Origin of the sequence: Bergeyella cardium, from assembly GCF_003614945.1 — a bacterium.
In the GTDB taxonomy this organism is placed as follows: Bacteria; Bacteroidota; Bacteroidia; order Flavobacteriales; family Weeksellaceae; genus Bergeyella_A; species Bergeyella_A cardium.
In genome coordinates this window covers 1,813,370-1,832,718 of record NZ_QYCZ01000001.1, presented here as the reverse complement: position 1 = coordinate 1,832,718, position 19,349 = coordinate 1,813,370, and the positions used below count along the sequence as shown (strand labels likewise).

17 protein-coding genes are annotated in these 19,349 nt (G+C 41.0%); 12 read left to right on the top strand and 5 right to left on the bottom strand.

Translation table 11 applies throughout. The annotated features are described in order from the left end of the window. The first annotated feature begins 20 nt into the window (after positions 1 to 20). From D8991_RS08255 to rpsB, 10 genes are all read left to right on the top strand, one after another. Positions 21 to 779, top strand: coding sequence for an LOG family protein (locus D8991_RS08255; RefSeq protein ID WP_120489647.1), 759 nt, complete (start codon positions 21 to 23; stop codon positions 777 to 779). A gap of 57 nt (positions 780 to 836) precedes the next feature. Further along, on the top strand, positions 837 to 1,307 hold the full coding sequence (locus D8991_RS08250; protein WP_120489646.1) for a DUF6702 family protein: 471 nt from the start codon (positions 837 to 839) through the stop codon (positions 1,305 to 1,307). Between the two features lie 23 nt (positions 1,308 to 1,330). Continuing rightward, entirely contained in the window at positions 1,331 to 2,401 is a 1,071-nt protein-coding gene (locus D8991_RS08245; RefSeq protein WP_120489645.1) for an AI-2E family transporter, read from the top strand. A 14-nt stretch (positions 2,402 to 2,415) separates the two neighbouring features. Continuing rightward, positions 2,416 to 2,634 (top strand): DUF3820 family protein, encoded by a 219-nt coding sequence (locus D8991_RS08240; protein WP_120489747.1) that lies wholly within the window; start codon positions 2,416 to 2,418, stop codon positions 2,632 to 2,634. Positions 2,635 to 2,687: 53 nt separating this feature from the next. After that, complete coding sequence (prfA, locus tag D8991_RS08235; protein ID WP_120489644.1) at positions 2,688 to 3,764, top strand: peptide chain release factor 1; 1,077 nt, start codon at positions 2,688 to 2,690, stop codon at positions 3,762 to 3,764. Between the two features lie 487 nt (positions 3,765 to 4,251). Continuing rightward, positions 4,252 to 5,655 carry a nucleoside recognition domain-containing protein gene (locus D8991_RS08230; RefSeq protein WP_120489643.1) on the top strand — a complete coding sequence of 468 codons (1,404 nt, stop codon included), beginning with the start codon at positions 4,252 to 4,254 and terminating at the stop codon, positions 5,653 to 5,655. 72 nt (positions 5,656 to 5,727) lie between these two features. After that, the gene (locus D8991_RS08225; RefSeq protein ID WP_120489642.1) at positions 5,728 to 8,676 is read left to right on the top strand and encodes a M16 family metallopeptidase; all 2,949 of its coding nucleotides are present in this window, start codon (positions 5,728 to 5,730) and stop codon (positions 8,674 to 8,676) included. 189 nt (positions 8,677 to 8,865) lie between these two features. Next, positions 8,866 to 9,321, top strand: a complete 456-nt coding sequence (rplM, locus tag D8991_RS08220; RefSeq protein WP_120489746.1) for a 50S ribosomal protein L13 — start codon at positions 8,866 to 8,868, stop codon at positions 9,319 to 9,321. A 5-nt stretch (positions 9,322 to 9,326) separates the two neighbouring features. Next, a complete protein-coding gene (rpsI, locus tag D8991_RS08215) occupies positions 9,327 to 9,713 on the top strand; it encodes a 30S ribosomal protein S9 (protein WP_120489641.1) in 387 nt (128 codons plus the stop codon). Between the two features lie 211 nt (positions 9,714 to 9,924). Beyond that, the gene (rpsB, locus tag D8991_RS08210; protein ID WP_120489745.1) at positions 9,925 to 10,659 is read left to right on the top strand and encodes a 30S ribosomal protein S2; all 735 of its coding nucleotides are present in this window, start codon (positions 9,925 to 9,927) and stop codon (positions 10,657 to 10,659) included. Positions 10,660 to 10,750: 91 nt separating this feature from the next. On the opposite strand, the gene D8991_RS08205 is transcribed toward rpsB, so the two are convergent. The 3 genes from D8991_RS08205 to D8991_RS08195 form a co-directional block, all read right to left on the bottom strand. Next, positions 10,751 to 11,230 (bottom strand): cytidine deaminase, encoded by a 480-nt coding sequence (locus D8991_RS08205; protein ID WP_120489640.1) that lies wholly within the window; start codon positions 11,228 to 11,230, stop codon positions 10,751 to 10,753. Positions 11,231 to 11,316: 86 nt separating this feature from the next. Next, positions 11,317 to 12,525, bottom strand: a complete 1,209-nt coding sequence (locus tag D8991_RS08200) for a 3-phosphoshikimate 1-carboxyvinyltransferase (RefSeq protein ID WP_120489639.1) — start codon at positions 12,523 to 12,525, stop codon at positions 11,317 to 11,319. Then, the gene (locus D8991_RS08195) at positions 12,525 to 12,854 is read right to left on the bottom strand and encodes a nucleotide pyrophosphohydrolase (protein WP_120489638.1); all 330 of its coding nucleotides are present in this window, start codon (positions 12,852 to 12,854) and stop codon (positions 12,525 to 12,527) included. Before D8991_RS08195 ends, D8991_RS08200 begins: the two co-directional genes overlap by 1 nt. Positions 12,855 to 13,403: 549 nt before the next feature. Between D8991_RS08195 and D8991_RS08190 the strand changes: the two genes are divergently transcribed. Further along, positions 13,404 to 15,428, top strand: a complete 2,025-nt coding sequence (locus D8991_RS08190; protein WP_162926758.1) for a fibrobacter succinogenes major paralogous domain-containing protein — start codon at positions 13,404 to 13,406, stop codon at positions 15,426 to 15,428. Positions 15,429 to 15,511: 83 nt separating this feature from the next. Next, the gene (locus D8991_RS08185; protein ID WP_120489636.1) at positions 15,512 to 16,228 is read left to right on the top strand and encodes a DNA-binding domain-containing protein; all 717 of its coding nucleotides are present in this window, start codon (positions 15,512 to 15,514) and stop codon (positions 16,226 to 16,228) included. 529 nt (positions 16,229 to 16,757) lie between these two features. Here the strand turns inward: D8991_RS08185 and D8991_RS08180 are convergent. Both D8991_RS08180 and D8991_RS08175 read right to left on the bottom strand, forming a co-directional pair. Beyond that, positions 16,758 to 18,170, bottom strand: a complete 1,413-nt coding sequence (locus D8991_RS08180) for a hypothetical protein (protein ID WP_120489635.1) — start codon at positions 18,168 to 18,170, stop codon at positions 16,758 to 16,760. 12 nt (positions 18,171 to 18,182) lie between these two features. Then, positions 18,183 to 19,349 carry a GlmU family protein gene (locus D8991_RS08175; protein WP_120489634.1) on the bottom strand — a complete coding sequence of 389 codons (1,167 nt, stop codon included), beginning with the start codon at positions 19,347 to 19,349 and terminating at the stop codon, positions 18,183 to 18,185.

Sequence of the window (19,349 nt, the reverse complement as noted above, 5' to 3'; positions counted from 1 at the left end):
TTATTCTTAATAAGAAAAAGATGGAAAAGATTAAACGAGGAAAAGGTTATATAAACCAAAAAGTGAGGGAAGATGAACTGGATCAAAAGGTGAAGAACAGCTTCCGAGAGAAGACTTGGGATGAGACCGTTACCAAAGATAGCTGGATGGTTTTTAGAATAATGTCTGAATTTGTGGAAGGCTATGAAACCCTTACCAAGATTGGTCCTTGTGTTTCTATTTTTGGCTCTGCAAGGCTGAAGGAGGGGACTAAATACTACAATATGGCAGAGGAAATTGCTGAAAAAATTACCCGTGAGCTTGGCTTTGGTATTATAACAGGAGGTGGTCCTGGTATAATGGAAGCTGGTAACCGAGGGGCGCATAATATGGGAGGGAAATCTATCGGATTAAATATAGAATTGCCATTTGAGCAGCATTTTAATCCGTATATAGATAAGAATTACTCTATAGATTTCAATTATTTCTTTATAAGAAAGGTGATGTTTGTAAAATATTCTCAGGCATTTATTGTAATGCCAGGGGGCTTTGGTACATTAGATGAGCTTTCGGAGGCTATTACTTTGATTCAAACGCATAAGATTGGGAAATTTCCTATTATACTTGTGGGTTCGGAATTTTGGAGTGGTTTGTTAGACTGGTTTAAGGATACATTAGTAGCTCAGGGGATGATAAAAGAAGAAGACCTTTCAATTTATAGAGTAGTAGATTCAGCAGATGAAGTTGTAGCTCATATTAAGGATTTTTATGATAAATACACTGTGAATGTGAATTTTTAATTGGCATATCATTTGAGAATAGTACATTTGCTGTTAAATAATATTAAAATTTTTGAGATGAAAAAAGTATTATATATTCTCGGAGGTATTTTTGTACTCATTATGATGAGTTTTATGCCGGCGGATTTCTTCTCTTCTATGACTAAGGTAGATTATGTAGAAGGTAGTAAGACTTTGAAATTTACTACTAAAATGAATGCCGAGCATATCTCCAATGCGATAAAAGTACAGATCAATGCACCGAATTTTGGCTCTGAAGCAGAGAAATATGTAGGCAGAACTTTTACGGTGAGTGTAAATGGAGTAGCGAAAAGCCTAACTTTTACAGGTAGCCAAGTAAATGGAGAAACCCTATGGGTATATTTTGAAGCAGGAGGCGTGAGCGATATGAGTAGTATCAAGATAAAAAATACCATTCTCCTTGATGTCTATCCTAAACAGTTTAATGTTGTGAATATCGCATACAAAGGGCAACAAAAAACGATGAATTTCTTAAAAGGAAAAGAGACAAATGAGGTATCTTTCTAAGACAAAAAAAATTCCTATTTTCTATGCTGAATAACGAGAGACAAATTAGCTCAACAGTAATAAAACAGGTAGCTTTATTGGCAATTATATTGACACTAAGCTACCTGATATGTTCTAACCTGTCTATGTTCATCCCCTCTGTACTTGGAGCAGCTACACTCTACATAATGTGCAGAGATTTTAATTTCTACTTACAGAGAAAGAGGCAGTGGAAACCGATGTGGGCATCATTATTTATTCTGTTTCTGAGCCTTGTGGTGCTCATAATACCCGTGTACTTCTTTGCGGATTCCTTGATTGTGCGGATTATTAATTCTCAACAGTATCTGGAGCAGTTAAGCGATTTCCTCAATAAAATACAGGAATATATCTATTCCCAAACGGGGGTAGATGTTCTTAGCAAGGATAATATCACAAAAATCCAGAGCTTGGCAGCACAGCTTTCTACTGAGATTGTAAGCACTACGGTGAATATGGTTACCATTGTTTCGTCTATGTACTTCATCCTTTACTTTATGTTTGCAAATGCTCGTCAGTTTGAGCATGCACTGATGACAGCCATTCCTTTTAAAAGAGCAAATACAGACCTTATTGGGCAGAAGTTCAGAAAGCTCGTTATTGCCAATGCTGTAGGTATTCCTGTAGTGGCTTTGGGACAGGGTATTGTTGCACTTATCGGTTACTTTATTTTTGGAGCACCGAGCCCTATGTTTCTCTTTGGTCTTACGGCTATTGCTTCTATGATTCCCATTGTGGGAGGTGCTATAGTCTATATTCCTGTTTCGATTTTTATGGTAGCACAGGGAGATAGCACAGGGGGAGTGCTGCTGGCACTTTACTGCCTTGTAGTGGTAGGGCTTACCGATAATGTTCTCAGATTTACCCTCCTGAAAAAGTTGGAAGATATCCATCCGCTTAATACTGTTTTTGGAATTATAATGGGAATGAACCTCTTTGGCTTTATGGGCTTGGTCTTTGGACCTATTATGGTCTCTATTACGGTGCTTCTTATTCAGATTTATAAAGATGAATTTCTTAGTGGTGATGATGAGCCAATTTCAAGCCCCAAGGAGGGAGAGATAAATAATCAATAGAGATGAATACAGGTATAGACCCCAGTATTTTAAAGGAAATTTGTAAAGTGAAAATGCCCTTTGGGAAGTATAAGGGGCATATTCTTGCGGATTTGCCCATCTCTTACCTTGAATGGTTTCTCAGGAATGGAGGCTTCCCCAAAGGCAAGCTCGGTATGCAACTGGCAACGGTTTATGAGATTAAACTCAATGGCTTGGAGGGTCTCCTGAGTACCATAAAGCAGAGCTTATAGCGGTTTTTAATTCTGCCAATTATCAGTATCTTTGCCCGCGAAAAATTTTAAAGATGTCAAAGTCATTAATTCCAAAGTTAGAAGCTATCAAGCAACGATATAATGAAGTCGCAGATCTCATCATTCAGCCCGATGTAATATCCGACCAGAAGAAATACTCTCAGCTCAATAAAGAGTACAGTGATTTGGGGAAAATCGTACGCGTATATGATGAGTACAAGCAAGCACTTGACACTATTTCTGAATCTGATGAGATTATCGCCGATGGTTCAGATAAAGATTTGGTAGATTTAGCAAAGATGGAGAAGCAAGAGGCTTTGGCTAAAATCCCCCAGTTTGAAGAAGACCTTAAATATCTCCTCATCCCCAAAGACCCTGCTGATGATAAGAATGTGATCGTAGAATTGCGTGCAGGTACGGGGGGAGATGAGGCTGCAATCTTCGTGGAAGATATCTACCGAATGTATGCAATGTACTTTAAACAAAAAGGCTGGAAGCACGAGATTACGGATTCTAATGAAGCATCAAAAGGCTATAAAGAGCTTATAATGAAAGTAGAGGGAGATGGTGTGTATGGCATTATGAAGTTTGAATCCGGCGTTCACAGGGTGCAAAGAGTACCCGAAACCGAGTCCCAAGGGCGTGTGCATACTTCGGCAATTACCGTAGCTGTACTCCCCGAAGCAGAAGAAGTAGATGTAGAAATAAACCCCGCAGATATAGAGATGCAAACTTCCCGTTCTGGAGGTGCTGGTGGGCAGAATGTAAATAAAGTGGAAACCAAAGTACAGCTTACTCATAAGCCATCGGGTATTGTGGTGGTTTGCCAGCAGGCACGCTCTCAACTTGCCAACCGTGAGCTCGCAATGGAAATGCTCCGCGCAAAACTCTACGATATAAAGCTCCAAGAAGTGGTAGGAGACATTGCTGCACAGAGGAAGACAATGGTCTCTACGGGAGACCGCTCTGCAAAGATTAAAACCTATAACTATCCGCAGGGGAGGGTTACAGACCATAGAATCAATAAATCTATCTACAACCTCGATTCCTATATGAATGGTGATATCCAAGAGATGCTCGATGCTGTAATAATGGCAGAAAACGCCGAGAAGATGAAAGGAGAAGAATAGAACATATATTGCTAATAGCTATTAGTTAAAAGCCAGTTGCCAGTTATCAGCAACTGGCTTTTTTAGAGATGAAAGTCCCATTTTTAAAAAAACGCAGTCCGCCTCCAAAAAAAGGCAGTCAGTTTTTTTGCCTTCTCTGTGGGTTTTGGAAATCAATGATTTACAAAGATGTTTTTTAGGCAGTAGGTGGCAATTGGCGGCTGGTTTTTAGCTACTAGCTGTGGGCGGTTAGTTTGGGGTAAGAGCCCCTCGTGCTAACGAGCCTCACCGGCTACGGTGTGTCTCACATTCCCGTGTGAGTGTCTCTCACATTCTCGTGTGAGGGGGAGCAGTAAGCGGCAACTGGCTGTTAGCTTATGGCAGTTGGCTTATAGCTATTAGCAAGCAGCTAAAAGCCAATCGCCAGTAGCTTACTGCCTACTGCTTATAGCCTACTGCCATCCGCCAGTGTTTAAATTTTTTCTTACTTTTAGCCAAAATTTAGCAAATGGTTTTAAGCAGGATTTGGAGTGCGTTTATCATTATAGCAGTAGTGGTGGCGAGTTTTAAGTATATGCTTTCGGGCAATTATCAGACGATTTATAATGATATGGTGGTCGGTAAAAGTGGAGATACAGTGCAGATAGCACAGAAGCTCGTAGCGGATTTACCATTTGATGCAAAGGAAAAGTTTAAGGATAGCCAGGACTTTTCGGATGGGAAAATCCACTACCGATACAATCCAACCGATGAAACCGTGAAAATATACAGAATACAGGAAACCGATGGGGTGATTGGTACGAGCCAAACGGCAGTGAATATCTGTATAGGGCTTATCGGGATTATGACGCTCTTTATGGGCTTTATGTCCATCGCTGAGAAAGCGGGAGGCATCAATCTCCTCTCGCGGATGATACAGCCGTTCTTCTCCCGTCTCTTTCCTGAAGTACCTAAGAACCACCCTGCTTTTGGGCATATGCTGATGAATTTCTCGGCAAACCTTCTGGGGCTGGATAATGCTGCAACACCTTTTGGGCTGAAAGCAATGGAAAGCCTGCAAAGTATTAATCCGAATAAAGACAAGGCGAGCAATTCTCAGATAATGTTCTTGTGCTTGCACGCAGGGGGGATGACGCTCATCCCCGTATCGATTATCGCCATTCGCGCATCTATGGGCTCGGTAACGCCTACAGACATCTTCCTTCCGTGTATGATTGCGACTTTTTCTGCTACTCTGGCAGCGATGATTATTGTGTCTCTCTATCAAAGGCTCAATTTGCTTCAGCCCGTTGTGCTGGCGTATATCGGAGGTATTTCGGTGATTATTGCTCTACTGGTAATGTATCTGGTACATCTGAGCAAGGATGAGCTGGATACTTTCAGTAAAGTACTGAGCAATGGATTGATTTTGCTGATTTTCCTCGCCATTGTACTTGGAGGAATCTATAAGCGAATCAATATTTTTGATGCCTTTATAGAAGGAGCAAAGGAGGGATTTACTACTTGCGTAAAGATTATTCCGTATTTGGTGGGGATGCTTATTGCGATTTCTATGCTCCGAACTTCAGGAGTATTTGATGTGGTGATAGAGGGGATGAAGTGGCTGGCTGGCGTAGCCAACCTTGATGCGAGATTCGTAGATGGGCTGCCCACAGCGCTCATAAAACCTCTCTCTGGCTCTGGTGCAAGAGGAATGATGATTGATACGATGTCGGCATTTGGGGCGGATAGTTTCCAAGGGAGGCTCTCGGCAGTGCTACAAGGGAGCTCAGATACTACATTCTATGTAATAGCGGTGTATTTCGGAGCTATTGGCATTAAAAACACCCGATATACGGTAACGGCAATGCTGTTAGCAGATTTAGTGGGCATCATTACTTCGGTTGTGCTGGCGTATCTATTCTTTAGCTAATAGAAAATTTTAAGCAAAGAGATTGTAACATTTACTATATAATAAAGTCTAATTATTCAAATTTTTGAAACTATGATAAAACGAAGTTTATCCACATTGTTTTTGGCTGCTGTATTGTCGTTCAACGCCTATGGGCAGTCCTACCAGTGGAAAGAAGCGCAAAGTGGTGGTTATACCTATAAGTATGTAACCAATGACCCGACTAATGCCCGCTTCTACACACTGAAAAATGGTCTTACCGTAATCCTTAGCCCAACCAATAAAGAGCCGAGGATACAGTGCTATGTAGCCGTAAAGGCAGGAAGTAAAACCGACCCTAAGACCAATACGGGGCTCGCACATTATTTGGAGTATATGCTCTTTAAGGGGACAGATAAATACGGCTCTCTCGACTGGAAGAAAGAGAAAAAAGAGCTCGATAAAATAGATGTTCTCTACGAGAAATATAACAAAACCAAAGATGAAAAGAAGAGAAAAGAAATCTATAAACAGATAGATTCTGTCTCTGGGGTGGCGAGTAAATACGCCATTGCAAATGAATACGACAAGATGATGTCTGCAATGGGTGCGCAGAATACCAATGCCTTTACCTCTTTTGAGAAGACGGTTTATACGGATGATATTCCTGCTGGCTCTCTGGATAAATACCTCGCAGTACAGTCTGAGCGTTTTAGAAATCCTATTCTAAGGATATTCCACACCGAGCTGGAAGCCGTATATGAAGAGAAAAACCGCTCATTGGATAGCGACGGCTCTTTGGTCTTTGAAACCCTTTTTGAAAACTTGTTCAAGAAGCATAACTATGGCTTGCAGACTACTATAGGTACTGTGGAGCACCTGAAAAATCCTTCATTAGTAGAAATCAGGAAGTATTTCCATAAGTATTATGTGCCTAATAATATGGCAATCGTGCTTTCAGGGGACTTTAACCCTGATGAAGTGATTAAGAAAATAGATAAGGACTTTTCCTATATGAAGGCGAAGAAGGTACCTAAATATACCTTCGAGCAGGAAACACCGATAACTTCTCCTGTAGTAAAAGAAATCGTAGGCCCAGATGCAGAGAGCGTAACCATAGGGTTTAGATTGCCAGGCAATAAAGACAAAGATGTAATACTCGCAAACCTTGTAGGAGATATTTTAACCAATGGCAAGGCAGGGCTTTTAGACCTTAACCTCGTGAAAAAGCAAAAACTCCTAAGGGCAGGGGCATTTACCTTTACACTTATAGACCACGGTGTGCTTTACCTTTCAGGAGCACCTACCAAAGGGCAATCTCTCCAAGAAGTAAAAGACCTTATCCTAAGCGAGATTGAAAACCTTAAAAAAGGAAATTTTGATGATGACCTGATTCCTTCCATAGCAAATAATATGAAGAAGGATATCATACAAGAAACAGAGTCTTATAACACCAGAGCGAATATTCTAATGCAAGCCTTTACAGATGAGCAGGACTGGAAAGATAGAGTAGCCTATCTGGATGACCTCTCTAAGGTTAAAAAATCGGATGTAGTAGCCTTTGCTAATAAATACCTCGGGGATAACTATGTGGCAATATTGAAGAAAAAAGGAGCGCGTACCGACCTTCAAAAGATAGAGAAGCCAACCATTACTCCTGTGGAAACAAATGCCGATAAACAATCTGACTTTGTAAAAGCAGTGGAGAAAATACCGAGCATTCCTTCTCAGCCAGTGTTTTTGGACTATGACAAAGATCTGCAAAAGTCAAAACTCGGAGATGCAGAGGTACTCTATGTTCAGAATAAGGAGAATCAGCTTTTCAGACTGAGATACAGATATAAAATATCAAAGTTTAATGACCTGAAAGTACCTTTGGCTACTCAATATCTTCATTATCTGGGAACGGATAAAAAATCCGCCGAAGAAATCTCCAAAGAATTCTATAAGATTGCCTCAAGTTTCAGTATTTCTTCCGGTGAAGAATATACTACCGTAACCATTGAAGGCTTGCAGGAGAACTTTGATAAAGCCGTAAAACTCTACGAAGATTTAGTAGCAAATGCACAACCTAATGAAGAGGCATTGAAGGCATTAAAAGCAAGGCTCCATAAATCAAGAACCGATGCCAAAGCGAATAAAAGTACTATAATGGGAGCTCTTACAAACTATGCTCTTTATGGCGCTAAGAATAAATTTAACCATACCTTTACCAATGCTCAGCTGGATGCCCTTACAAGTAAAGATTTGAAATCTTCTCTATGCAGTCTGAGAGATGCCGAGCAAACCATTATTTATTACGGTCCTGCATCCTTAAAAGAAGTAGAGGATAAGCTCGCAAAAGAGCATCATATCTTTGGCTATAACAGCCCGAAAGGCTATAAGAAATGTACTGTACCACAGGCTGTAACTTTTACTCAAACCGAGCAGAAAGAAAACCGAGTACTCTTTACCAATTATGAAATGGTACAGGCAGAAACCCGCTGGTTAAGAAATACTACACCGTATAATCCTCAGGAAACAACGCTAGTAAGAGTCTTTAATAATTACTTTGGTAATGGGATGGGCTCCATTGTTTTCCAGACTATCCGAGAGAGTAAAGCATTAGCGTATAGTACTTATGGAGTCTATGTATCTCCATCTAAAAAGAATGATAAATACTATATGCAGGCTTATGTAGGCTCACAAGCGGATAAGTTTAAAGAAGCGGTCTCTGCGATGAATGATTTGCTGAATACCCTCCCTGTACTCTCTGGTAGCCTTGATTTGGCTAAAAACCAAGTGAAGAAAGATATACAGACAGAGAGGATAACTCAAGATGGTATTATTTATAATTATCTTGCGGCTCAGAATTTAGGTCTTAAAGAGGATATCAGGAAGCAGGTTTATCAGAATGTAGATAAAATTACGATGAGAGATGTCCAGAGTTTCCACGAGAAATACTTCTCTCAGAAGCCTTATACTTATGTCGTTCTCGCTTCGGATAAAAAAGTATCTAAGGAAGAGCTTCAAAAAATAGGTAAAGTACAAACCCTTAGTCTTGAAGAATTATTTGGATATTAAAATAATTTTTTGAGCAGGATAAAATCCATACTAAGTACTGCTTAGTATGGATTTTTCTTCTATAATTGATGATGAGGAGAGCTTTTGCCTAAGGGAAAAATTCGCGAAATATTTTTCTCTTTGAAAAAAAATATATACTTTTGCACACCCTTATTGGGAAAATTATGTTTAATCGTTAAACTTATAAGTGTGAATACATTAAGTTACAAAACTGTATCAGCGAACAAGGCTACCGCTAAAAAAGAATGGGTTGTGGTAGACGCTGAAGGACAACCATTAGGTAGATTAGCCTCTGTGGTTGCAAAGATTTTGAGAGGAAAGCACAAAACGAATTTCACTCCTCATGTAGATTGTGGAGATAATGTTATCGTTTTGAATGCTGGAAAGGTTAGCCTTTCAGGAAACAAGTGGGCAGATAAGACTTACATTTGGCATACTGGTTACCCAGGCGGTCAGAAGTCTGTAACAGCTACGGAATTGGTTAAAAAGCATCCGCTAAGACTTGTAGAGAAATCTGTAAAAGGTATGCTTCCTAAGAATAAATTAGGAACTCAGCTTTACAAAAATCTATATGTATATGAGGGAGCAGAACACAAGCACGAAGCTCAACAGCCAAAAGTAATTAATATCAACGAATTTAAATAATCACTATGTCTACAGTTCATAAAATTGGAAGAAGAAAAACTTCTGTAGCAAGAGTATATTTGAAGCCGGGTACTGGTAACATTAAAGTTAATGGTAAGGATGCTAAAGAATATTTCTCTACAGATGTATTGGTATATAAATTAAACCAACCATTTGCATTAACTGAAACAGTAGAGCAATATGATGTTACTGTGAATGTTTTCGGTGGTGGTATTACAGGACAAGCTGAAGCTATCCGATTGGGTATTTCTAGAGCGCTTTGCGAAGTAAATGCTGAGTATAGATTAGCTTTGAAACCTGCGGGTCTATTGACCAGAGATGCAAGAATGGTAGAAAGAAAGAAACCAGGTCAGAAGAAAGCAAGAAAGAGATTCCAATTCTCCAAGCGTTAATATTTTGGCTGTATGCTATCGGTTATCGGTCAGCATATTGCATTTATTTAATTTATTATTCAATAATAATCTCGCTGGGAAGCCGAAAGCACAATCTGCAAGACGCCAACAGCATTATTGCCCGTTATGTTTAGCATCCAAACTTTACTCCCACTCATTGTAAAGTTGATTGCAAAAGAAAGCGGAAAGTAAACTAACAAAAAACAAAAAAATGGCAAAAGTAAATGTAAAAGACCTCTTAGAGGCAGGTGTACACTTCGGTCATATGACAAGAAAGTGGAATCCGAATATGGCTCCGTATATCTTTATGGAGAAAAATGGTATTCACATCATCGATTTACATAAAACAGCTGTTAAATTAGAAGAGGCTTGTACAGCTCTTGAAAAATTAACTTCAGCTGGTAAAAAAGTTCTTTTCGTAGCTACAAAAAAACAAGCAAAAGAAGTCGTAGCTAAACACGCACAAGAACTCAATATGCCTTACATCACAGAAAGATGGCCAGGCGGTATGCTTACTAACTTCGTTACAATCAGAAAAGCAGTTAAGAAAATGAATGCTATTGATAAAATGAAGAAAGATGGCACATTTGAAACTTTATCTAAAAAAGAAAGATTACAGGTAGACAGACAAAGAGCAAACCTTGAGAAGAACCTCGGTTCTATTGCGGATATGGTGCGTTTGCCGTCAGCTGTTTTCGTAGTAGATATTTTGAGAGAGCATATCGCTGTAACGGAAGCTAAGAAATTGGGTATTCCTGTATTCGGTATCGTAGATACAAACTCAGACCCAAGAAAAGTGGATTTCGTAATCCCAGGAAATGATGACGCTTCTAAATCTGTTGATATGATTCTAAGCATTGTAGCAGATGCAGTAAAAGAAGGTCTTTCTCAAAGAAAAACAGAGAAATCTAAAGAAGAAGGCAAAGAAACTGCCGATGCTGAATAAGGTTTCTAATTAAAGAGAAAAATTATCATTTTTTAAAATTTAAAAATACGCAGAAAGGAGCTACTCAAAGTAGCTCCTTTTATATTTTGGTCTATAAAAACGATAAATCAAACGAGAAAGGTAGCAGGTCTCTTATGGACTTGGTTTTATAGATAGCTCCTTCCAATGAGCTGAAAAAGAATTCTATCTCCTCGTTTTGTTTGGATTCGTATTCTAACATACTCTGTCTGCACGCACCGCAAGGCGGCGTCGCAGGAGCATCGGGCTTTGTACGAGGTCCTCCGATAACGAATATCTTTTTAATTTTTGCATCAGGATGGTTAGCTGATGTCCAGAAAATTGTCGTTCTCTCCGCACATAAGCCAGAGGGATAGGCAGCATTCTCTTGGTTGCTCCCCGTAATAATTTCTCCGCTTTCTAATAATAAAGCACAGCCTACGAGAAAGTCCGAATATGGTGCATAGGCGGTTTCTCTCACTTTTGCAGCGGCATCGTAGAGTTTTCTGTCGGCTTCGCTAAGCTCATCTTTCCCATTGATGAGCTCATATTTAATGATGAATTCTTTTTCCATAGTTAAGAATTAAAAAAATGGAGTTAAATTTAAGACTTTTCAGTGGAATAACAAGTATAAAAGGCGAAAATGTTAGTTTTATTGTGTTAAATCCCTAAATCTTTCCAGAACTCAGGGTAGGATTTCTCTACTACCTCGGGGTTTTGTATCTCGATTTCTTGGAGGAGGGAGTAGGGGGCAAAGCTCATCGCCATACGGTGGTCATCATAAGTCTTGATAGAGATGGGCAGTTCAGGCTTTGTATAATGAAGCGTTTTGATGCTACAATGGCTGGTCTCTGTGTGGCAGCCGAGTTTTTTGAGTTCATTATGAAGAGCGAGAAGCCTATCGGTCTCCTTTATTTTAAGGGTCGCCAAGCCTTCAATCGTAAAGGGGATTTGCATTGCAGCAGCTGTTACACAAACGGTTTGAGCAATGTCTGGGCAATCATTCATATCAAGGTGGATTTCCGTAGGACGAGAGAAATCCGCCTTTGGAATTAATGACAAGGAATGCTCATTATCATTAAAAACAGTCTCTACACCGAAGAAATTCCTGTAAATTTTGGATACAACAGCATCTCCTTGCAGTGAATCTCTCTTAAAGTTGGAGAGTTTAATTTCCCTCCTCCCAATAGCAGCGAAAGAGTAGAAATAAGACGCCGACGACCAGTCGCTTTCCACAATAAAAGAGGATTGGGAAGGCTTGGCATTGAGGAGATAAGGGATAAAAATCTTCTGACCTTGAAACGAGATAGGGGCGTTAGGATAAAGCGTTTTGAGTATCTTTAATGTCATTTCTAAGTAAGGTCTGGAAGTGATTTCGCCTACTAATTCTATCATAAGCCCAGAAGCTAAACTCCCTCCTATAAGGATGAGAGAGGTGATGAATTGTGAGGAGATACCTGCCGGTATTCTCACCGAAGATTTCTCTATCTTCTTGCCCTTTATTTTGAGTGGAGGGAAGCCCGCTCTCTCCAGATACTGAATATCTGCTCCCAGCTCTTGTAAAGCCTCTACTAATGGGGAAATGGGGCGCTGCTTCATCCTTTCCGAGCCTGTAAGTAGGGTTTCTCTTCCCTCTTGGATAGCAAAAAATGAGGTGAGAAAGCGCATTGCAGTACCCGCATTATGCACATCTATTATCTTGTTTTGAGAGGCGAGGGCACTTTTGAGTAGCTCTGTATCCTGTGAACTTGAGGGGTTGAGGATTTCTATAGCTCCTAAGACTTTTTGGAGGATGAGCAGGCGATTGGTCTCGCTTTTTGAGCCTTTTATTTGTATTTCTTTGGGGAGTTTGGGCTTATGGATTTTCATCAGTCTTTCAGCTTGGGGTTGTTTTTGTGGAGGTCTCTGTCCCGTTTGGTTTTAGAAATCATTTTCTTGTCAAATGCTTTTTGCAGGTCAGTATCGGTTTGGTTGGCGAGGCAGAGCAAAACGAAGAGTACATCTGCAAGCTCTTCTCCAAGGTCTTTGGTTTTATCGGTTTCTTTTTCCGACTGCTCACCGTATCTCCTTGCGATGATTCTCGCCACTTCACCCACCTCTTCTGTGAGGATTGCCATATTGGTCAGCTCATTAAAATAGCGTACACCAACCGTTTTTATCCATTCATCTACTTTTTTTTGAAGCGAACTTATTTCCATAGTATTGAGGGATTGAGATTAATAACAAACTTTGCCTACAGGGATTTTCTTGTTAAAGAATTGATTAAAAAAACGGCTCAAAGATAACTAAAAACACTGATAATAATTTATAGTTTAGAACCGTAGCCGGTGACGGCTACCAGCCGATGGACTTAGCCACAAACTATCTACCTCCAGCTAGTAGCTAAAAGCCAGCCGCCAGCTGCTAATTGTTGCCAGATAAAAAATAAGTTTTATATTTGCCTCGCAATTAGATGAAAAAAGGATGAAAAGGAATACACAAAACATGACAAATATCATATACGCAAACTTGCGTATGTGCAATAATTTGTTATCCTTCCTTCCTTCCTTCAAAATATAGTCTTATTTAAAAGACTATATAGAGCGCCGATAGGCGCGCGGGCAGAGCCCGCGCGCCTATCGGCGCTTTTGCACTTGCCCGTTTTTTATTTTTCCACTTGTGCAGGAGGCTGTGCTCCCCACAAAGTCGCGAGCGAAGCGAGCGACAAAGCGCTAGTCAATCTTCTTTTAGAGCAAAATCAGACAAGAGTGAAGATAGGGGAGGTGCATTGTCGCCAGCCTTTGGCTGGCGACTCAATCGCAGTTTCTATGCTCAATAATTATTCCCAAGGAAGTAACATAAATAATAGATATATGAGATTTAAAATGATTTTAGCGTTTGTGCTAATAGGAGTATTAGCCAGCGCACAGACAGAGTACGACGGCAGAGTCGGAATCAATACAGAGACGCCAAAGGCTACTCTGGATATTTCGCGGAATACAAGTGTATCATCTAGTTCTGTGCAAGGGGTTTTATTCCCAAGAGTAACATCAGTGCAGCGAGATGCTTTTAATCCTGCAGATGTGGAAGAAGGAACGATGATTTACAATTTAGACAGGAAATGCGTAGAGATATTTTCTAATTCGGGTTGGGACTGTATCTCTTCGGTTGCGCCTTCTTTGCCACCAGGAGTTACGCTTCAGATAATGGGAGCGGGCTGGGATGGTGTCTTTCAGGCAGGAACAGCCGTAGCCGCAGGTTCCGGTACGCATAAGGTGAAGCTTCTTATTAAGAATACTGGAGCTACGCCTTATACTCAAAACCTTTCTTCTGCAATGACGATTACGAACATTCCTGGCACTCTGCCAGGGGGCGTTCCTGCACCTACAGGCACAGTAGCTTTGGATGGCGCCCAAAACAGTTCGGTAACGGTAGCACCAGGCACCTCTCAAGTTATCTCATATAACCTGAAAGGTATGCCTCAGGTAGGGGATATAAAAGCAACATTCCGTATAGGGATATACAATGTAGAGCAGACCTATACCGTAAGCCAGGGTACAGCATTGTTCCAAGACCATAGCATATTTGTATTTTCTTGGAAGGAGGACAGCTCAGTACAGGGAATGCCTCCGATTGCATCATCTTACCAAGGGAAGATAGACGGTAGTATCTACAAGATACCGGTTAAGATACCGTATAAGAACGGAGACGGTAAGTCATTTGGAGAATTTACCAAGACAGTAACTATAGGCACAGCACCTAACCAGAAGACCTTAAAGCTAACGATACCTGCTGGTAAGCTACACCAATCACCTAGTACGGGTCTTTATAATGTAATTACAGGAACATTAGAGGTGATAGACGGTACCTATAATGCCCCGCTATTAGAGGCAGGAAGTGCAGACCAGCTGATAGCTACCATTCCGGTACAGCTAACAAGCGCGATGACGCCATTTAACTTAAAAGTTTATGCTACGGGAGGAGTTAAGGATAAGCAGTATAACTACGAGACAGCAGGGGTAGCCGGCAGGTATGACCACCGCTTTGTGTACAGCAAAATAATGACCTATGATGGGCAGATATGGCTAGATAAGAACCTTGGAGCGCATTCTGCCGATGCAAACCGTATAGCAGACTTTGGATATGATCAGATTTATGAGATGCGAGCTCCTAATACATTAATGGACTACAGAATGTTTGGTTCTGCATTTCAATGGGGCAGGGTAGCCGATGGCCACGAGTTAGTTAACTGGCCGAATAGCCTTTCAGGTCCATCGCCGAGTGGCTCTAACGGAGTCTATAGATATAATTCTGTGACTGATTTTCCTTTAGGTACTACTACCGATGCTTGGAAACGATATAACCAGACAGAGTATAATGCTAATGTTTCTGGTTATACAGATCCTTGCCCAAGTGGTTGGCATACCCCTACACAACCAGAAATGCATCAGTTGAAGTTAAATACTGTAGGAGGAGGTATACTCACAGATATAAAGTCTTATAGAGGAAGTTTTTTTACAGAGATTCTTCGACTTGGAACAGCTTCTGGTACAACTCCTAATTCGATGGAACAATGGAGTTTTTTATGGACGAAAACACCAGATACTTCTAAAGATGCATATTATATTCGAGCAAGTTCATATGAAAATAGGAACCCACAATTTAAAGTTCCACAAGCTTTAGATCCATCAGCATCTATAGGTGGTGTAATTGTAGGACAAATATTAGGGGTAGGTAATAATATTACTATGCAAAAAATATCTCAAATGTCCGTTCGTTGCATAAAAGACTAATAAATACACCCAAAGGGGGAGTAATCCCCCTTTTATAAAAGAAAACATAAAGAATTATATATAAACCAATAAACATTATTACAATGAAAAATACTTTAAAAGCGTGGCTAAGAGATAACCCTCTTACCAGCGACCCATCAGATTTTGTAGGTGTACCCGCAAGCGTAGGGAGCGTAAGCGTAGCAGAGATTGTAGCAGAGCTCAAAAAAGAAGGTATGGAGATAAAAGAGGAGACGGCAATAGACATCATCTCCCGCTTCAATCGCAAGAGCACAGAGCTCGTGCTCCAAGGCTATGTAGTCAATACCGGCCTCGTCATTATGCGCCCAGCGATAAAAGGTGTCTTTAAAGACAAAGTCTGGGATAAGGACAAGCACAGCGTCTATGTAAATGTTAATCAAGGCGCAGAGCTAAGGAAAGCCATCTCCCAAACCAAAGTAGAATTCCTTGGAGAGCAATCTAGCCCAATGGCAATCTTCGGTATTACCGACCTCAGCACAGGCAAAACCGATGGTACCCTTACCAAAGGCAAGAATGCAGAGGTAAAAGGTTCTTACATCAAGGTTGCAGGCACCCACACAGATAATGGTGTCTATCTCACGAATATAGACACCAAGGCCAAGACAAAACTCGAGGACATCGTGATTAATGAGCCCGCTCGTCTTTTGGTGCTTATCCCCGCCAGCCTCCCCGCAGGCAACTACGAGCTGAGCATCACAACGCAGTTTAGCAATACCTCGAAAGTCTTTCTAAAAACCCCAAGAACTGAGGTGCTTAATACACCCGTAGTTATTGCCTGATTAATCTACTTAACTATCTATTATAATGCTATTTAAATCATATATTAATGTTTTTTTGGGACAATTGGAAAAGCGAAGGTGACTCGCTCTCTCGGGCGATAGTGTCTCGCTCTCTCGGGCGAAGGTGACTCGCTCTCTCGGGCGAAGGTGACTCGCTCTCTCGGGCGAAGGTGACTCGCTCTCTCGGGCGATAGTGTCTCGCCTACTCAGGCGATAGAAATTAGCCAAGATATCCCATTAAACCTAAACAATAAATAAGCTTTAAGAATGAATAATAAACTCAGCGATGAATTTTAAAGCCATTAGCTGATAAGAAAGAAAATAGAAACCTTGCACTTTATCACTTGTGTGCATAATGCGTTTTTATAATTGTTAGTATTTATTTGTACGGCACCCCATTTGGGGTGCCGTACTTCTTTTTAGCAGATGGCAAATAGCTATTGGCTTTTAGCTATTGGCGGTGCGCGGTTAGTTTGTGGTAAGTGCGCCACCTGCAAGGTGCCACGCCAGTGGGTAAGAGCCCCTCGTGCTAACGAGTAGGTGTTTGATAGGCTCCAAGATTAGGGGAGGAGGTTCTGTCTTCACCTTTAATATCCTTACTTACGGAGGCTGCTACGGTGGTACTTCCTTTCCCGATGGCAGGGGAGTTGGGCTTTAGACGAAGATTCATTTTTGTGATATAAGGTCGGGCAAATTTTGGGTCTTCATTCTTTATTGACTGGACGACGAGGGCGTTAGAATCAAAGTTGAACCCCGACTTATTGCTATACTTCACGAGTGAATGGCTGATGAGGTAATTGAAATCATACCCTTGTACAGGCTCAAAGAATATAGAGGTCTCGGCACTTCCGTAGAGGATAGAATTTTGGATTTTCAGATTGAGGTTGTTGATTTCCTTATTGCCAGAATCGTTTGTCCACTCATTCGTAGCATAAACCCCATAGGCAGGGAGTGAATAATTCTGTTTCCACTCGTTTGCTAAGGTGCAATGCGTAAGGCTTGCCTCGCCACCACCGAGTAGGGCTAAATTTGCTCCCCCACAGCTGTTCATCACGAGGTTTTCTGCCTGTAGCTGGGAGTTTATTGAGCGAATTCCATAGTCTTGAAAGCTGTGCATTATTGTATTTCGGAGGGTTGCACTGGCTTTGTAGAGCTGTATTCCTGTTTCGCCCCCGAAGATTTTGGCATAGTTGGCATTCAGGCTTGCACCTTCTTCTAAACGGATACCTTTCCAGTTGAGGGGAATGGTATCGTAGCGGGTATCATTCCTGTCCCCTCGTAGGAGGATTTCGTTGTCCAGTGCACCGTTGAGGTTGAGCTTTGCATTCTTTGATATTTTGAGTCCGCTCCCTTTGGTGAAGTAGATTTTTGTGCCTTCTGCCACACTTAGGGTTTTCCCTTCGGCTAAAGTCAGCTCTCCGAAGATGATTTTTGCTTTATCACTCGTCCAGTTTGTATCCTCGCTTAGCAGGTTGGGATTGGTTTGTGTTTGAATGAAAAACTCAGCATCCTGAACCACAGAAAAGAGGGTGATGTGCTGCTCTCCTTTTGGCATAGAGAAAATGATGCGGTCTTCAGCAATCGCTTCCTTGCTGTTGGCAACGGGTGCTATTTCTACGAAGATGTACAGGCTGTCGTGCTTCCTGAGGGGTACATCCCTAAACTCTACACCTGCTTTTCCATCTACATTGATGCGGTACGGGGAGGTATTTCCTCCTTGTAGGCTGATTTTTGGGATGAAAATATCGCGGTTTTCGGTGTTGAAGACCTTTACTGCATAGGTTTCTGAGCGTACTTGATTGTAAATCGTGTCGCAGAATACCGTATCTCTGGAAAATTTGAGTTCTGCATTGGGTGTTTCAAAGTTGATTTCGTCTCTTTTGCACGAAATAATGAGTATTAAAGCAAAAAAACTGAGGGCGAAAAGGCTCTTTATTTTCATTGTATGGGGTTTTTAATCTGTGAAATGTTCATAAATATGTTTGAGAATGTCTTTATCGGCATCGGTGAGGCTTACCTTTCTGCGAGACATCACTTTTTCGGCTACTTCGCAGGCTTTTTCAAGGTTAAATCGGGCATCAGCTTTCATCCCTCCCCAACTGAAATTGCTCACCAGGTTGGGAGGGAAGCCAGTCTCGAAAATATTGGCAGCTACACCTACCACAGTACCCGTATTGAGTTGGGTATTGATCGCTGTTTTGGAGTGGTCGCCCATTATGAGCCCTGCAAATTGAAGTCCTGTGTCGATGAACTTCTTTTGTCGATAATTCCAGAGTTTTACATTGGCGTAATTGTTTTTCAGGTTAGATGAATTGGTATCTGCCCCAAGGTTGCACCACTCTCCGATGATGGAATTGCCCACAAAGCCATCGTGCCCTTTATTGGAATAACCAAAAATGATGATGTTATTAACTTCTCCACCTACTTTGGAGTGTGGGCCAATGGTGGTGGCTCCATAAATCTTTGCTCCTAGGTTGAATTTTGCTCCTTCGCATAGCGCAATAGGTCCTCGCAGGTGGCAGCCTTCCATTATCTCGGCATCTTTGCCAATATAGATTTTACCCGTTTTTGTATTGAGGGTGGAGAATTCTACTACCGCTCCTTCTTCTATAAACAAGTCTGAGGCATTTCCTAAAAGTCCATTCGTCTCCGATAGCGGCTGAGATTTTCTGCCTTTGGTCAGGAGCTCGAAGTCAAAATTAATAGCCTTATCGTTTAAAGAAAATAAATCTGTGGGTTGTTTAAAGAAAATAAGTTCTCCTTCTATGTCTGTCATCTTTTCAATCTGGCTCAGACTGAAATTCTTCATATTAATTCTCGCAGCTAAGAGTTCATTTTCATAAACTAAGGCTTCGCCAGATTTTAATTCTTTTATTTGCTCTACTACTTTTAAAGTTGGGAGAAAGTTGGGCACGATAAAAAGGCTTTCTACCTCTTTGGGATGAGGATATTTACCCTCCAAATATTCTTCTGTGATGTATGCTTTCTCAGAAATGTTTAATAATTTTATCCATCGCTCTGCGAAAGTGAGGATACCGCATCTCATCTCTGCAACAGGGCGAGTAAAGGTAAGAGGCAGGAAATCCTCCCAATATTGTGCATCTGAAAATACTAACTGCAT

What these genes read in the sequence shown, in the direction of transcription:
- D8991_RS08245 (WP_120489645.1), top strand. Translation starts at nt 1,331, where the DNA reads ATGCTGAATAACGAGAGACAAATTAGCTCAACAGTAATAAAACAGGTA.
- D8991_RS08250 (WP_120489646.1), top strand. Translation starts at nt 837, where the DNA reads ATGAAAAAAGTATTATATATTCTCGGAGGTATTTTTGTACTCATTATG.
- D8991_RS08205 (WP_120489640.1), bottom strand. Translation starts at nt 11,230, where the DNA reads ATGGAAAAAGAATTCATCATTAAATATGAGCTCATCAATGGGAAAGAT.
- D8991_RS08175 (WP_120489634.1), bottom strand. Translation starts at nt 19,349, where the DNA reads ATGCAGTTAGTATTTTCAGATGCACAATATTGGGAGGATTTCCTGCCT.
- D8991_RS08225 (WP_120489642.1), top strand. Translation starts at nt 5,728, where the DNA reads ATGATAAAACGAAGTTTATCCACATTGTTTTTGGCTGCTGTATTGTCG.
- rpsB (WP_120489745.1), top strand. Translation starts at nt 9,925, where the DNA reads ATGGCAAAAGTAAATGTAAAAGACCTCTTAGAGGCAGGTGTACACTTC.
- D8991_RS08195 (WP_120489638.1), bottom strand. Translation starts at nt 12,854, where the DNA reads ATGGAAATAAGTTCGCTTCAAAAAAAAGTAGATGAATGGATAAAAACG.
- prfA (WP_120489644.1), top strand. Translation starts at nt 2,688, where the DNA reads ATGTCAAAGTCATTAATTCCAAAGTTAGAAGCTATCAAGCAACGATAT.
- D8991_RS08180 (WP_120489635.1), bottom strand. Translation starts at nt 18,170, where the DNA reads ATGAAAATAAAGAGCCTTTTCGCCCTCAGTTTTTTTGCTTTAATACTC.
- D8991_RS08200 (WP_120489639.1), bottom strand. Translation starts at nt 12,525, where the DNA reads ATGAAAATCCATAAGCCCAAACTCCCCAAAGAAATACAAATAAAAGGC.
- rpsI (WP_120489641.1), top strand. Translation starts at nt 9,327, where the DNA reads ATGTCTACAGTTCATAAAATTGGAAGAAGAAAAACTTCTGTAGCAAGA.
- D8991_RS08230 (WP_120489643.1), top strand. Translation starts at nt 4,252, where the DNA reads ATGGTTTTAAGCAGGATTTGGAGTGCGTTTATCATTATAGCAGTAGTG.
- D8991_RS08185 (WP_120489636.1), top strand. Translation starts at nt 15,512, where the DNA reads ATGAAAAATACTTTAAAAGCGTGGCTAAGAGATAACCCTCTTACCAGC.
- D8991_RS08255 (WP_120489647.1), top strand. Translation starts at nt 21, where the DNA reads ATGGAAAAGATTAAACGAGGAAAAGGTTATATAAACCAAAAAGTGAGG.